A 15,182-nucleotide genomic window follows, 5' to 3' on the forward strand; every position below is an offset into this window, starting at 1 on the left:
CACATAGGGTATATTTTATTTTAAAAATTTTTTTCTGTTTTACCTTCCCAAGATAGCATTCCACCAGTCATATTAATGACTTTGTATCCATAGCTCTCTAGGAATTGTGAAGCACTTCCACTTCTACCGCCAGAACGACAAACCATGATATATTCCTTTGATTTATCTAACTCATGCATGCGGAACTCAATAAGGCCTAATGGAATGTTTACTGCTCCAGGAATTTTCCCAGCTGCTACCTCATCTACTTCACGAACATCAATAATATCAAGCGCTTTTCCTTCGTTTACTAGTGCTTCTACTTCCTTTGCTGTCATTGCTTTCATTGTCGATTCCTCCCTTATCTTATATCCAGGTACTCATGCCGCCTTTTATATAGGGGAAAATCCCCTTTCTTCCATTAAATAAATAGATTCACATTCCCATCTTCTGCATCAGCCAAATATGCAGCTACACCAGCATATTCGACATTTTCAAGAAGCTCTTCTTCTTTAAGACCTAACAGATCCATTGTCATCGTACATGCCACTAATTTCACATCTTGCTCTTGTGCCATTTCAATTAACTGTGGTAGTGACATCGCGTTGTGTTTTTTCATAACACCTTTAATCATTTTTGGACCCATTCCTGCAAAGTTCATTTTAGATAATCCCATCTTATCTGCGCCTCTTGGCATCATTTTTTCGAACATCTTTTCCACGAATCCTTTTTTTACCATCATACTTTCCTCTTTACGTAAAGCATTTAAGCCCCAAAACGTATGAAAGATGGTTACTTCATGGTCATAAGCTGCTGCACCATTTGCAATAATATAGGCAGCCATTGCTTTATCGTAATCTCCACTAAATAAGACAATCGTAGTTTTTTTCTTTTCTGACATTCTGTTACCTCCTAGATTTTCAATTAATATATTTACATATACTCGTATAGGTATATTATTGTTTAAAAAAATATAAATCGCATTCAACTTACCCCTACGGGTATAATATTAAATGGATGACTCATTGATGTCAACCTTTTTTTATCTACTTTTTACAAGCAGGTTAACCGCTTCTTTAATCAGTTCCTCAGCATTGGTTTCTTCATTTTCATTAGCTTTTTGTACACAATCAACTAAATTGGAACTTACAATGACACCCATTGTACGATCTACAGCCGTTCGAACGGCTGATAATTGTGTAATCACTTCTTTACAGTCCTTATCTTCTTCCATCATTCGTAAAATTCCTCTAAGCTGTCCTTCCATACGCTTTACTCTATTTTGAATTTGAGTATTGTATTCCATATCCTTTCCTCCTTCTAACAAAGATTGGTTACAAAAGCTATCTGAAATACCTCCTTAAGTGTCTGTCGATAAATACATATTATACCCCAATGGGTATAAAGTCAATTGGGAAATTACTACCTCAATTTAAAACGCATGACTCCGGTATTTGAGTCATGCGTTACTAGGTTATTTCTTTTTGATCCAAAACTTAATTAGCTTATCATCTTGCTCCGTTTTTAGGATGGTGTGTCCAGCATTTTTTGACCAAGCAGGTAAATCGTTTAATGCTCCTTTATCCGTTACATGAAGCTCTAGCACTTGGCCACTGCCTAATACCTCTATTCCTTTTTTCAATTTTACGATAGGCATTGGACAGGTTAAACCACTAACATCAACCAATGAATCCACTTGTAACTCATTGGTAGTTTCTTCAATAATCGCTTCTCCCAGGTCGTTTGTTTTTGTTTCCACTTGGTTGGCTATGTTGCTTCCAAATACGGACGAATAGGTCTTCCAGCCACCATCAACATTCTTTACTTTGTATCCGTTATTTTTTAGAATACGGCTTGCTAAATACCCTCTTAATCCTACCTGACAGCTAACATATATGGTTTGATCTTTAGGAATTTCATCTAGTTTATTTCTGATTTCATTTAGTGAAATATTAATTGAACCTTCAATATAGCCAAATTCACGTTCCATTGGTTCACGGACATCAATTAGTAAGCCACCTTCAGCAACGATTTGGTCTACCTCATGCCACTGAATATGTTCCAATTCACCATCCATAATATTGGTTGCCACATAACCAGCCATATTGACTGGATCTTTAGCAGTTGAATACGGTGGAGCGTATGACAATTCTAAGTTTGTTAAGTCTTCAACGGTTAATCCACCCTTAATTGCTGTAGCAATCACGTCCATTCGCTTATCTACCCCATCTGATCCAACCGCTTGTGCACCAAAGATTTTTCCTGTTTCCTTGTCAAAAATCAATTTTAGAGACAGTGGTGCAGCTCCTGGATAGTAGCCAGCATGTGAGCTTGGGTGGATATGCACAACTTCGTATGATACCCCTAACCGTTTTAGTGTTTTTTCATTGTTCCCAGTTACAGCAACGGTTAAATCAAACACCTTTGCAATAGAAGTACCCATCGTTCCTTGGTAATTCTCTTTTTTACCCATGATATTATTAGCAGCCATTCGCCCTTGACGGTTTGCAGGACCAGCAAGTGGGATCATTGCCTTTGTGCGACTAATATAATCTACTACCTCTACGGCATCACCCACTGCGTAAATATCCTCATTTGACGTTTGAAGATACTCATTCACCATAATACCTCCACTCTGTCCTAATTCAAGACCAGCTGTTTTGGCCAACTCATTTTCAGGAATGACACCGATCGATAGAATGGTCATTTCTGTATAAATTTCCAAACCATCAGAGAGGATGATTTTCTTTCCTCGCTCTTCGAACGCTTTTACCCCATTTTCTAGAATGAGGTGAACTCCTTTTTCTTTTAAATGAGTGTGTAAAATACTCGCCATTTCAAAATCAATTGGTGCCATAATTTGATTGGCCATTTCAATAAGTGTTACTTCCATCCCTCGATCTACAAGGTTTTCTGCCATTTCAATACCTATAAATCCACCACCAATAACAACCGCCTTTTTAGGTTGTACGGTATCTACATAGGTTTTTATTTTATCTGTATCCGGAATATTTCTTAATGTGAATAATGTCTCATTTTCCTTTAGCCCTGGAATTGGTGGTACAATTGGTCTTGCCCCAGGAGATAATAGTAACTTATCAAAGGACTCTTCATAAACTTCCCCATTTTGAAGGTTCTTTATGGTCACCCGCTTGTTATCCGGATCAATGCTCAGTACTTCACTTAAGTTACGGATATCTAACTTAAAGCGTTCTGACATACCCTCGATGGTTTGCACCAACAGCTTGCTTCGATCCTTAATTGTTTCGCCAATATAATAAGGCAATCCACAATTCGCAAATGAAATATGCTCCCCACGTTCGAAAAGAACGATTTCTACATCCTCACTAATTCTTCTTAATCTTGCTGCTGCAGTTGCTCCACCAGCTACTCCGCCTACTATAACCACTTTCTGTGTCATATCTATTCCCCCAACATTTTATTTTTATATAGACAAATAACTTTATTATCTAATTAAGGTAACCAATAATACCTATACGGGTATTATAGAATAAAAAAAATAAAGTAAACCCCTTTGGGTATAAGTTCACTTTATCTTCACAATTACTCCCTATCGTCTTTGAACCTCCCGCTTAGACACCTATCCGATATTTGAGCATATGATAAAGTTGATAAATTACCCTGGGGGGTGGATGCTAGTATGGAGTATATCTATTATAATTATCCCTTTTATCATACTAATCTTCGTAATACTTCTGACATGAGTTTAATAAATGATATTCAAAAGGCGATCAATGGGGAATATGGCGCGATAGGATGTTACGAACAATTATCTAGAATGGCAAAAACTCAGTTTGAAAAAGATCAGATTCTTGAAATACGTCAAGATGAGATTCGACACTTTGAGGAATTCAGTAGAATTTACAGAGAGTTAACGGGCAGACAACCTATTGCTGAAAGCATTGAAAAGTGTCCTGATCAGTATAAAGAGGGAGTAGAGTCTGCTTTTAGAGATGAACAAGAAACGGTCGACTTTTACCTAGACATTGCAAATAAGTCACATAATCCTGTGATTAAAGAGACTTTTCGCCGTGCTTCCGCTGATGAGCAAAATCACGCCGTATGGTTTTTATACTTTTTATTCAATAAACAAATAGTGCCAACCGCCAGTCGCCAGCCTACTAATTACGGAGCTAAAGGTGCATTAAATGATACCAGTTTAACCATTTCCCAAATGTTAACCTATGCACTTCAAGATGAACACTTAGCTCAATCTAGGTATAAAAATGTTCTCCAAACTTTTGGAGACATACGTACATTTGCACAAATCAAAGAAGCAGAATTAAGACATATCTATGCCCTTTTACCTCTCTTCGAGAAATACCAAGTTTCAAATCTAGAGGACATATCACCATCATTCGTGAAAACTCCAGGAAATGTAAAGTCTGCTTTTGCAGCTAGTGTGGAAGCAGAAGTTGACAATATAGCTATGTATGAAAAGTTCCTAGCATTTGAACTTCCAAATGATATTAGAATGGTGTTCACTCAATTACGCAATGCTTCCAAAAATCATCTTGCGGCATTTGAAAGAGGGCTTGAAAGAAGTAGTTAATACACAAAGATGAAAATTTTCAGGACAAAAAAGTTGGAACCATTATCCGACTTTTTTGTCCTTCCTTCATCATTGCAAAGATAATATCTTAATAATCGTTTTCATCACAGCGTCCTCTTCATTGGAACGTGTGATAAAATTAGCCGCATCTTTTAACTCTTGAACAGCATTTCTGACAGCAAAACTATAGGTAGCTCGAGCCATTAGTTCTAAATCATTGTATCCATCACCGAATGCCATCGTTTCTTCTGGGGTCACATTCAATAAGCGCTGTAAGTGTTCAACCGTAGTACCTTTATGAACATTCACATTGGCAATGTCGATCCATGCTGCTTCAGATGCTACAATATAGGCTGACTCAAAAAATGGAGCTAGTTTTTCTCTGGTTTCCATACATCTTAACAAAGGGTCGTGAATCGTGATTTTAACAAATTCCTCTGTTAGTTCATTAAAATCAGATACTTGTCTTACATGCGCATAAGATCTTCTGACAATTGCTGCTTCCTCTTGAGGGATATTATCTTTTATCACCGCACCATTTCTGGTACAAGCAATAATTGTATGTTCTATATTAATTTCCTCCAGTAAACGGATAATCGCTAAACCTAGTTTATTACTTAACAGAGATTCATAAACAAATTCTCCATTATGTTTAATTCGAGTGGCACTATCACCTAGAATCCATAAATCTTTGGTATCCTCACCAAATAACTCTTCTACCCGTTCACATTGCTTACCAGTAACAGGAGCAAATACTACTCCTTTTTCTTTCATTATCTTTTTAACATCCTTGTACAGCTCTCTATTAAAATCACCTTGATTATTCAAGAACGTTCCATCCATATCAGTTAACACCAATTTAATCATTATGATTCCTCCACCACTTCTGATTCGCAGAACTTATTAAACTACTTTAATAAGTGGTATTTATAATATATCATATGAGTCCTTATAGAGATTAAAAATGGGTTAAACAGATATTAATAATGATGAAAGATAAACGTTACAACGATGTCACACTACGTTACATATTAGGACGATAAAAAGACACAATCCTTTAAAGGATTGTGCCTTACCAGACATGCTATTACTCAACCGTTACTGATTTTGCAAGGTTTCTTGGCTTATCTACGTCACACTCACGGTGTAGTGCTGCATAATAAGCAATCAGCTGGGTTGGAATGACAGAGACTAAAGGTGTTAAAATTTCGTGTACTTCTGGAATAACGAATCGATCTTCTTCCATTTCTAAGCCTTTCATAGAAATGATACATGGGTTTGCTCCACGAGCCACTACCTCTTTCACATTTCCGCGAATGCTTAGGTTTACACTTTCTTGAGTTGCTAGAGCAATGATTGGCGTACCATCTTCAATTAAAGCAATGGTTCCATGCTTTAATTCTCCACCTGCAAAGCCCTCTGCTTGAATATAAGAGATTTCTTTTAGCTTTAGGGAAGCTTCAAGAACTACATAGAAGTCGATTCCGCGACCAATAAAGAATGCATTTCTTGTCGTTGCTAAATACTCACGTGCAATAGCTTCAAACTCATCTTTAGAATCACAAAGTACCTCGATGGCATTTGCTACAATTCCTAGCTCATGAATTAAATCGAAGCTCACTTCAAGGCCTCGTTTTTTCGCAATTACTTCTGACAGGATAGACAAAACAGCAATTTGTGCTGTGTATGCTTTTGTAGATGCAACCGCAATCTCTGGACCAGCATGAAGTAGCAGTGTATAGTCCGCTTCACGTGACAATGTTGAACCTGGTACATTCGTGACCGTTAACGTCTTATAACCAAGTTTCTTCACATGAACTAGTACCTGACGGCTGTCTGCAGTCTCACCACTTTGAGAAATAAAGATAAATAGTGGATTTGCTGATAATAAAGGTGTGTTATAAGCAAACTCACTCGCAATATGAACCTCAACTGGGATTTGAGCAATTTTTTCAATTAACTGCTTCCCAACAAGTCCAGCGTGGTAAGAAGTTCCTGCCGCAATGATATATACTCGATCAGATTGATCCACTGCATCTACGATGTCTTGGTCAATCACAAGACGACCTGCATCATTTTGGTACTGTTGAATGATTTTACGAATAACAGCTGGCTGCTCATCAATTTCCTTCAGCATATAGTGAGGGTATGTGCCTTTTTCAATATCACTTGCATCAAGCTCTGCTGTATAAGGTGCACGAGTAATGGTTTCACCTTCAAGATTTTGAATGGTTACTTTATCTTTCGTAACAATTACTACTTCTTTATCCATTAGTTCTACATATTGGTTAGTAACTTGAAGCATCGCCATTGCATCACTAGCCACTACATTGAACCCTTCTCCAAGACCAACTAGAAGAGGACTTTTGTTTTTCGCAACAAAAATCGTCTCATTGTTTTGAGAGTCAAGCAATGCAAGGGCATATGAACCCTTCAAAAGTTTCAATGTTTTACGAAATGCAGCTTCTACTTCAAGACCTTCACTCACGAATAAATCAATTAATTGAACGATAACTTCCGTATCTGTGTCACTCTCAAAGTGAACATTTTGTAGATACTCTTTCTTTAACAAGTCATAGTTCTCAATAACTCCATTATGAACAAGTGTTAAACGATTCGTAGAACTTTGATGCGGATGAGCATTCACTTTGCTTGGAACCCCATGTGTTGCCCAGCGAGTGTGACCAATTCCCGTATTTGCCATTACACCTAAGTCGACAATTTCACGTAAGTCGGCAATGCGTCCCTTTTCCTTAAAAACATGAACTCCTGTATCATTCATTACTGCAATACCAGCAGAATCATAACCTCTATATTCAAGCTTTTCTAGCCCTTTTAACAATATTTCCTTTGAGTCATTATTTCCGATATATCCAACGATTCCACACATAAGTGTAATTCCTCCTAATTTACGGAGGCAAGTTGCTAACGAGGGCAGACTTGCCCCCTAGTCTCTGTGATATTTATTGTTAGCATTTATTGATTTAAGCATTCTTTTTCCCTTTGTCCACCAGGTTACCCCAATGATTTTTAGAAAAAGCATACGATTGTGCTTAACAATCGGGAGGCATCCGCCGAAATATCGATAAACCTCCTCCTCGTCAACTAGCCGCTCTTCGTCCATCAGCTAGTTCAGGCGCTTTAAGTTTCCATATGTTTTTACCACTATCCTCCTTCTTTCTTCTTTACAAAATCAGGATAATCATACAATATGGATAGGCCTACGTCAACAAAAAACTATGCGACATAAGACATCCCATATATAAAAAATATGCATGAGGGGTTGTAAACGTTCCCCTCATGCATAATATTAATTAAGTCCCATTTCCTCCTGAACAACGGCTGCTATGCGACTTACGTAAGACTCACAAAGCTCCTCTGTTGGCGCTTCTGCCATGACACGGACAAGTGGCTCTGTACCTGAAGGTCGAACAAGAATACGTCCGTCACCGTTCATTTCTGCCTCTACCGCTGAAATAATAGCACTTACTTTTTCATTGTCTGTCACATGGTATTTATCAGTTACACGGATGTTCACTAGCTTTTGAGGGAATTTTTTCATTTCCCCTGCTAGTTCCGAAAGTGTCTTCTTCGTGATTTTCATAATATTTGCTAGTTGCAGGCCTGTTAGCAATCCATCTCCAGTCGTATTGTAGTCAAGGAAAATGATATGTCCTGACTGTTCTCCACCTAAGTTGTAGCCTGTCTTTTTCATTTCTTCAACCACATAACGGTCACCTACTGCTGTTTGAACACTTTCAACTCCGTGTCCTTCCAAGCCTTTATAAAATCCAAGATTACTCATCACAGTAGAAACAACGGTATTGTGCTTAAGTCTTCCTTGCTCCTTCATGGACTTCGCACAAATATACATAATCTGATCTCCGTCAACGATGTCTCCATTTTCATCAATCGCAATTAATCGATCTCCATCACCATCAAAAGAAAGCCCCACATCCGCTCCTTTTTCCTTAACAAAAGCTGAAAGTGCTTCAGGATGTGTGGACCCAACACCTTCATTGATGTTTAGTCCATTTGGAGATGCTCCCATTGTTGAAAGATCAGCATCTAAGTCAGCAAATAAATGTGTAGCAAGTGAAGAAGTAGCACCGTGAGCACAATCTAGAGCAATATGTATTCCCGTAAAATCTTCATCAACCGTTTGTTTTAAGTATTGTAGATACTTTTGTCCACCTTCAAAATAATCATTAACTTGTCCTAAGTCTGAACCTACTGGTCTAGGCAATTCATCTTTTTCTAGATCCATTAACCCTTCAATCTCAAGTTCTTGCTCATCAGAAAGCTTAAAGCCATCTGGTCCAAAAAACTTAATTCCATTATCAGCTACCGGGTTATGAGAAGCTGAAATCATCACTCCAGCTTGTGCTCCAAGTGCTTTTGTTAAGTAAGCCACTCCAGGTGTCGAAATCACTCCTAAGCGCATTACCTCTGCACCTATAGATAAAAGGCCTGCAACAAGTGCTCCTTCAAGCATATGTCCTGAAATACGAGTATCACGTCCAATGATCACCTTTGGACGTTCTTTATCCTTTGTTAAAACATACCCACCAAAACGTCCTAGTTTAAATGCTAATTCTGGAGTTAGCTCACTGTTTGCTACTCCTCGCACCCCATCAGTACCGAAATATTTACCCATTAAAAGATCTCTCCTTAATAATTGTTGTGCATCTATGCTTCTCGTTTTGTAATCGAAATTTTTGCTTTTTGTTGGTTAATCGTCCAATTAATGTTTGTTGGACCCGTGACGTTCAAATCGACACTATGTTCTCCTTCACCTAGTCCAGCTAAATTAAGGATGACACTAAAGTCACTTTCTTTTAAGGAACCTATTATACTGCTCTCACCCGTTGCAGTAATTGATACCGTCCCATCAAGAGGTTCTCTGTATGACAAATTTAAGTCGGCAGCTAACCCATTTGCTTTAATCGGTATATTTGAAAACGTAACATCCTCTTCCCGACTAACCTTAATGGTCACTTGAACAGTCTCTGGATCCACTTTAACAATGCCTTCAGATATTATGACTGGGAGAGTTAGAGTCGTATCATCATTTATTGAGCTAACATCTATCTCCACACGTACAGATTCTGTCTTGTCTAATATATCCGCTTTAGCAAGTATCGTGGCTTGCGATTGAGCTAAATTAATCGAGTCAATTGTTACCCCACTGGGGGGAGTTCCCTTTTCAACAATTTTTATTGGAACTTCTTTACTAGACGCCTTTACCGGTATAGTTACCTCTACTGTATCTTGTTCAAGAATGACATCAAGCTTATTAAGGTCTTGATCCAATACTAATATTTTTGCTTCCTTCGTTACAGTATCTTCAATTTTTCCTTCTAAATCTATCGTTGCTTTGACATAAGTGATTTTTTCGATCACATCTTTCGCACCGGTAATTTTAACTTTGTTAGGCTTAACAACCGCCTGTTCAGCGGTATACCCATCTGAAACCAAACTAGTATTATATTCGGGCTCCACCTTAAATTCCTGTGTTACCTTCTCCTGTATGGATACATTAGCATAATCCGGTTCAATTTCCACTGTTAATCTGTCGGACACATCTCTAATTTCAATTGGTACACGTTGTGTGCCGATCTCTGCCTCTGATAAATCTACATACACCTCAAATGATCGAGAAGTCTTTGCTTGCTGCAAGAGATTTTTAGGCCCACTTAACTTGATTGTTACGGTACTTGGCACTCCGCTAACGACAAGATTTTCCGTATCATAATAACTCTTCACAGGAACGTCTGTGATTGTTTCCGTTTCTTGATCCTGTGGCACATTAATAGCTAAATCTTCTCCGTCGTACACGTATATGAAGAGCAAAAAAGCTAAGAGCAATGCAACAACCCTAATAAACCATCGATTATCAATTAGTTTATCAATTAAATTATCCATTCTTTTTTCCCCTCCAATTCCATCGAGGTGTGGAGGCTTGCTTCGGCTTCATTGGAGTAATAAATTCATTAGCTAACATTTGTTTAAATTGTTCAAGCTTCAAGTCACGGTGAAGTTCTCCATTTTTGGTAAGTGAGATTGCCCCTGTTTCTTCAGACACAATCACTGTTACACTATCAGTCACTTCACTAATTCCCAGAGCCGCTCTGTGCCTTGTTCCTAATTCTTTAGAAATAAAAGGACTCTCAGATAACGGTAGATAACAGGCAGCAGCGGCAATCATATTCTTTTGAATGATAACAGCACCATCATGAAGCGGTGTATTCGGTATAAATATATTAATTAATAACTCTGAGGAGATTTTCGCTTGTAAGCCGATCCCAGTCTCTATGTAATCTCCCATACCTGTTTCTCTTTCAATTGACATTAACGCACCGATACGACGCTTTGCCATATAATCGGTTGCCTTCGTTATCGCTTCTACCATTTTTTCCTGTTCTTCCTCTTCCTGTACTCCAGTTCGAGAGAAGAAACGTCCTCGGCCTAGCTGTTCAAGTGCTCTTCTAAGTTCTGGTTGAAAGATAATAATAATTCCAAGAACTCCCCAAAGCAATATTTGTTCCATCATCCAATTCAGTGTTTTTAAGCTAAACCAATCACTGATCACTGTTACCATTAATATAACAAATATCCCTTTAAGCAGTTGGACCGCCTTAGTACCTTTTATAACCATGATTAGCTTATAGATCACGTACCAAACTAGGAGAATGTCAATGGTAATGGATAAGTATTTCAGAACATCGAAATCCGCAATCGACATTGTACTTCCTCCAAATATATATTTAAAAGCATTAAGCTAAAAATTTTTGTTTAACTTTCTCATTATAACATAAAAATGAAATGACAAAAATTTTGCTCTTTTTATAAGAAAAAATTAGTCACTCTTATACGAGCGACTAATTAATCAATCTTTATCTTGGAAAACGCTAACGAGCTCTTTGCTTGTCTTTTTTACATGGTACCAAATCCATTCAAACACTTCATTTACTTCTTTAATCTCACCAGTAACATTTCCCGCAGAGGCTAGATAATTTTCTCCGTTAATGACGGTTACATCGCCTTCAACCTTTCCCTCAATTTGAAGGTCACCGTTTCTAACCGTTATATCTCCTTTAATTACTTCACCCTCAGGAACAATAACGGTATTATTATGAACGACTAAATTAGGCTGCTTTGTTACTGAAAACTCATGATCTTTGTTCCAAGTTGATAATAAACTGCCTGTCATTAATATGATAAAAAGAGAGGCCGCGGTCAACAAAGGATGGTGTCGGAACCATCGGTTTACACTTACCCTTCTTTTTTCTTTAGGAAGTCGAGCCATTACATTTTCAGTAAAATTACTTGGTGCCTGTATATGAGAAGTACTCTGCACTAAGGCAATTGCCTTCTCTAATTCATGAAAATAACTTTGACATTTGGGGCATGTCTGTAAATGCTTTTTTAGTAATTCTTCATCATGCTCATCAATTTCCTCATCTAGATATTCATGCATATATAAGACAATGTTATCTGGACACTTCACTGATTTTCACCTCTCATTAAACATTTCTTAATTGGTGGCGTAATGCTTCCCTACCCCTATGTATCCTTGTTTTTACTGTGCCTAGTGGGATATCAAGAATCTCACTAATTTCATTTAATGAAAGTTCTTCAATATATTTTAAGACAATCACAGATCGATATTTTTCTGGCAGCTTAGTAATTTCTCGTTGTATGGTCTCTTGTAATTCAAGATTCTCTATTTCATCCTCAGGAAGAATCGAATCTGATGCAATTTGAGAATACATGGTCAGTCCATCTGTACCAGATACTTCTGCATCAAGGTAATAGTCCGGTTTTTTCTTACGAATCCGATCAATACATAGATTTGTTGCAATTCTATATAACCATGTTGAAAACTTTAAATCAATATTAAAGCTTGAGATGTTAATATATGCTCTAATGAATGCCTCTTGTGCCATATCCTCTGCTTCATGACGATTTCCGAGAATTCGATAACAAAGTTGAAAGACTTTATCCTTATATATCTCAACGATTTCCCCGTATGCACTTTGGTCCCCTTTTAACACTTGCTTGATTCTTTTTTTAATCAGTGCTTCCATTCCTATACCTCCGCTCTAATGCGGCTACTCGATAATACGTATCGATACCGGAAAAGGTTTCATTTCTATAAAAAATTTTTCTCCACTACATATTTTAACAAATATTTACTGTAAATTGTTTAAAAATTTAGGCTCTGGGTATAAATGTAGAAATTAGGGAGGTTATTATATCATTACGAATAGGAGTGATTCATATGGATAAGCAATCTCTGCTAAAAGACATCGAAGCTCATCGAAGAAAAATGGTGAGCCAAGCATCTCACTCTTCATTAAGCAATGAAAATGTAATCAAACTTAGTAAAAAGTTGGACAATCTATTAAATATGTACGATCGTTTAATGAAAAATAGCAGCAACCCTTAATGCGAGTTGCTGCTATCCTTTTATAATAACTTTTCGCCAAATAAAGAACCCATTAATGCTACAGCAACAGATGCTGTTTTATTTTTATCATCTAAGATTGGATTAACTTCTACAAATTCAGCAGATGTAATAAGTTTCGATTCTGCAAGCATTTCCATGGCAAGGTGGCTTTCTCGGTAGCTAATACCACCAGTAACAGGCGTTCCTACTCCTGGAGCATCATGAGGATCTAGACCGTCTAAGTCTAAAGAGAGGTGTACCCCATCCGTTCTCTCTTTTAAATACTCTATCGTCTCTTCCATCACCTTTGTCATACCTAAACGATCGATTTCATGCATTGTATATACTTTTATACCAATCTCTTTTATTAACTCTTTTTCTCCATCATCAAGTGCTCTAGCACCTATTAGAACAATATTTTCAGGTTTAATTTTAGGTTCATATCCTCCGACATTTGTTAATATCTCATGTCCTATTCCCAGACTTACAGCCAACGGCATTCCATGGATATTTCCAGAAGGTGATGTTTCCGCTGTATTCAGGTCCCCATGTGCGTCATACCAGATTACGCCCAAACTTTTGTAATGCTTTGAAACTCCAGCTAGTGTCCCAATCGCAATACTGTGGTCTCCTCCAAGCACAAGCGGGAATGCTCCTGAAGAGATCGCTTGATCAACTTCTTTTGATAGTGCCTCATTTTTTTCTGCGACAAGATGTAAGTTTCTTAGATTGGATTGCTCGTCTATCACAACCTCTGGTCTTCCAATCGGGATATCCCCTAAATCATGAACTTCATCAAAAAGGTTTCGTAATCTCTCAACAACCCCAGCATACCTAATGGCACTTGGCCCCATATCTACCCCACGTCTCATTTGACCAAGATCCATTGGCATCCCAATAATAGATAGTTTTTTCATCCTCTAACCCCCTGTCTGTTCTACTCTCCTATTGTATACATTTCTATGTCTGTGACTCAACTCGACAAAATCACGCATAAATATGCAGTTTATATCCAATATTCAGAAAAAAAAGCACAAAAAAAACCTTAGGAAACCTCCTAAGGTTTTAATGAGCCATGAAGGACTCGAACCTTCGACCCTCTGATTAAAAGTCAGATGCTCTACCGACTGAGCTAATGGCTCAAGATATTAGTGTCTAGCTACAGCAACTAGGGGCTCGGGGTTATAAGTCAAAGCCCTTCAGAGGTCAGGACCTCCTACGGTCTTCGCCTTATACCTGTCGCCCCTATTCAAGTTGCTTCCGCTTTTCAGACTGGGCTAGCTGGATTCGAACCAACGCATGACGGAGTCAAAGTCCGTTGCCTTACCGCTTGGCTATAGCCCAAAAGACAAAATAAAAAGGACATTTTTAGTTTGTCCAGTTTTAGACTTACTATGTAAATGGTGGAGGGGGACGGATTCGAACCGCCGAACCCAAGGGAGCGGATTTACAGTCCGCCGCGTTTAGCCACTTCGCTACCCCTCCATTATTTTAAATGAAGCATGGTGCCGGTGAGAGGACTTGAACCCCCAACCTACTGATTACAAGTCAGTTGCTCTACCAATTGAGCTACGCCGGCTTAGTTTATTTTTTCATTCGTTAATTTGTTAAGGATGAATATTTTTCACTCACGCGAAAAAATTCTTAATGGAGGATGACGGGATCGAACCGCCGACCCCCTGCTTGTAAGGCAGGTGCTCTCCCAGCTGAGCTAATCCTCCGAAATGGAATGTGATTTTCACTTCGTGAAAAAAACTTGGTGACCCCTACGGGATTCGAACCCGTGTTACCGCCGTGAAAGGGCGGTGTCTTAACCGCTTGACCAAGGGGCCATACTATTAAACTATAAAACAGAGAGCTTCCAACCGGATTCGAACCGGTGACCTCTTCCTTACCATGGAAGTGCTCTACCTGCTGAGCTATGGAAGCATTCCAAAAAGCTCATAAGAGGTTGTCTTATGAAAATGGCTCCACAGGCAGGACTCGAACCTGCGACCGTTCGGTTAACAGCCGAATGCTCTACCAACTGAGCTACTGTGGAACGATAAAAACATTACCGCCTGGCGACGTCCTACTCTCACAGAGGGAAACCCTCAACTACCATCGGCGCTGAAAAGCTTAACTTCCGTGTTCGGTATGGGAACGGGTGTGACCTTTTCGCTATCGCCACCAGACTAT

At 38.5% G+C, this 15,182-nt stretch carries 14 protein-coding genes, 8 tRNA genes and 1 rRNA gene; 2 read left to right on the forward strand and 21 right to left on the reverse strand.

Features of this window, described 5'->3' with window-relative positions:
- Window positions 1-20: 20 nt before the first annotated feature.
- The 4 genes from M3175_RS21410 to M3175_RS21425 all read right to left on the reverse strand — a co-directional run bounded on the left by M3175_RS21410 (window position 21) and on the right by M3175_RS21425 (window position 3,400).
- On the reverse strand, window positions 21-326 hold the full coding sequence (locus tag M3175_RS21410; RefSeq protein WP_251523404.1) for a rhodanese-like domain-containing protein: 306 nt from the start codon (window positions 324-326) through the stop codon (window positions 21-23).
- 74 nt (window positions 327-400) lie between these two features.
- A complete protein-coding gene (locus M3175_RS21415) occupies window positions 401-880 on the reverse strand; it encodes a DsrE/DsrF/DrsH-like family protein (protein WP_251523407.1) in 480 nt (159 codons plus the stop codon).
- A gap of 141 nt (window positions 881-1,021) precedes the next feature.
- On the reverse strand, window positions 1,022-1,285 hold the full coding sequence (locus tag M3175_RS21420; protein ID WP_251523409.1) for a metal-sensitive transcriptional regulator: 264 nt from the start codon (window positions 1,283-1,285) through the stop codon (window positions 1,022-1,024).
- A 168-nt stretch (window positions 1,286-1,453) separates the two neighbouring features.
- Complete coding sequence (locus M3175_RS21425; RefSeq protein WP_251523411.1) at window positions 1,454-3,400, reverse strand: CoA-disulfide reductase; 1,947 nt, start codon at window positions 3,398-3,400, stop codon at window positions 1,454-1,456.
- A gap of 240 nt (window positions 3,401-3,640) precedes the next feature.
- Here M3175_RS21425 and M3175_RS21430 point away from each other — a divergent pair, with 240 nt between their 5' ends.
- Window positions 3,641-4,552: a ferritin family protein gene (locus tag M3175_RS21430; RefSeq protein WP_251523413.1), complete on the forward strand. Its 912-nt coding sequence runs from the start codon at window positions 3,641-3,643 to the stop codon at window positions 4,550-4,552.
- A gap of 69 nt (window positions 4,553-4,621) precedes the next feature.
- Here M3175_RS21430 and M3175_RS21435 read toward each other — a convergent pair whose 3' ends face one another.
- The 7 genes from M3175_RS21435 to sigW form a co-directional block, all read right to left on the reverse strand.
- Window positions 4,622-5,419 (reverse strand): HAD family hydrolase, encoded by a 798-nt coding sequence (locus M3175_RS21435; RefSeq protein ID WP_251523415.1) that lies wholly within the window; start codon window positions 5,417-5,419, stop codon window positions 4,622-4,624.
- Window positions 5,420-5,639: 220 nt separating this feature from the next.
- Window positions 5,640-7,442, reverse strand: a complete 1,803-nt coding sequence (glmS, locus tag M3175_RS21440) for a glutamine--fructose-6-phosphate transaminase (isomerizing) (protein ID WP_251523417.1) — start codon at window positions 7,440-7,442, stop codon at window positions 5,640-5,642.
- A 420-nt stretch (window positions 7,443-7,862) separates the two neighbouring features.
- Window positions 7,863-9,209 (reverse strand): phosphoglucosamine mutase, encoded by a 1,347-nt coding sequence (gene glmM / locus M3175_RS21445; RefSeq protein WP_251523419.1) that lies wholly within the window; start codon window positions 9,207-9,209, stop codon window positions 7,863-7,865.
- 32 nt (window positions 9,210-9,241) lie between these two features.
- Window positions 9,242-10,477 (reverse strand): CdaR family protein, encoded by a 1,236-nt coding sequence (locus M3175_RS21450; RefSeq protein WP_251523421.1) that lies wholly within the window; start codon window positions 10,475-10,477, stop codon window positions 9,242-9,244.
- Window positions 10,470-11,297: a diadenylate cyclase CdaA gene (cdaA, locus tag M3175_RS21455; RefSeq protein ID WP_251523423.1), complete on the reverse strand. Its 828-nt coding sequence runs from the start codon at window positions 11,295-11,297 to the stop codon at window positions 10,470-10,472. Before cdaA ends, M3175_RS21450 begins: the two co-directional genes overlap by 8 nt.
- Before the next feature lie 144 nt (window positions 11,298-11,441).
- Window positions 11,442-12,062: a zf-HC2 domain-containing protein gene (locus tag M3175_RS21460; protein ID WP_251523425.1), complete on the reverse strand. Its 621-nt coding sequence runs from the start codon at window positions 12,060-12,062 to the stop codon at window positions 11,442-11,444.
- A gap of 16 nt (window positions 12,063-12,078) precedes the next feature.
- The gene (gene sigW / locus M3175_RS21465; RefSeq protein ID WP_251523427.1) at window positions 12,079-12,642 is read right to left on the reverse strand and encodes an RNA polymerase sigma factor SigW; all 564 of its coding nucleotides are present in this window, start codon (window positions 12,640-12,642) and stop codon (window positions 12,079-12,081) included.
- Window positions 12,643-12,836: 194 nt separating this feature from the next.
- On the opposite strand from sigW, the gene M3175_RS21470 reads away from it, so the two are divergent.
- Window positions 12,837-13,004 (forward strand): aspartyl-phosphate phosphatase Spo0E family protein, encoded by a 168-nt coding sequence (locus M3175_RS21470; protein WP_251523429.1) that lies wholly within the window; start codon window positions 12,837-12,839, stop codon window positions 13,002-13,004.
- A gap of 20 nt (window positions 13,005-13,024) precedes the next feature.
- Here the strand turns inward: M3175_RS21470 and rocF are convergent, their stop codons facing one another.
- The 10 genes from rocF to rrf all read right to left on the reverse strand — a co-directional run bounded on the left by rocF (window position 13,025) and on the right by rrf (window position 15,178).
- Window positions 13,025-13,921, reverse strand: a complete 897-nt coding sequence (gene rocF, locus M3175_RS21475) for an arginase (RefSeq protein ID WP_251523431.1) — start codon at window positions 13,919-13,921, stop codon at window positions 13,025-13,027.
- Between the two features lie 152 nt (window positions 13,922-14,073).
- Window positions 14,074-14,146, reverse strand: a tRNA-Lys gene (locus M3175_RS21480).
- A 130-nt stretch (window positions 14,147-14,276) separates the two neighbouring features.
- Window positions 14,277-14,348 (reverse strand) — tRNA-Gln (locus M3175_RS21485).
- A gap of 57 nt (window positions 14,349-14,405) precedes the next feature.
- Window positions 14,406-14,489 (reverse strand) — tRNA-Tyr (locus M3175_RS21490).
- A gap of 18 nt (window positions 14,490-14,507) precedes the next feature.
- Window positions 14,508-14,583: transfer RNA gene (locus tag M3175_RS21495), tRNA-Thr, on the reverse strand.
- Between the two features lie 69 nt (window positions 14,584-14,652).
- Window positions 14,653-14,725: transfer RNA gene (locus M3175_RS21500), tRNA-Val, on the reverse strand.
- Window positions 14,726-14,761: 36 nt separating this feature from the next.
- Window positions 14,762-14,836, reverse strand: a tRNA-Glu gene (locus M3175_RS21505).
- 24 nt (window positions 14,837-14,860) lie between these two features.
- Window positions 14,861-14,933: transfer RNA gene (locus M3175_RS21510), tRNA-Thr, on the reverse strand.
- Between the two features lie 36 nt (window positions 14,934-14,969).
- Window positions 14,970-15,045, reverse strand: a tRNA-Asn gene (locus tag M3175_RS21515).
- 17 nt (window positions 15,046-15,062) lie between these two features.
- Window positions 15,063-15,178: ribosomal RNA gene (gene rrf, locus M3175_RS21520) — 5S ribosomal RNA — on the reverse strand.
- Between the last annotated feature and the right edge of the window lie 4 nt (window positions 15,179-15,182).

Origin of the sequence: Robertmurraya korlensis (assembly GCF_023715225.1) — a bacterium.
Lineage (GTDB): Bacteria > Bacillota > Bacilli > Bacillales > Cytobacillaceae > Robertmurraya_A.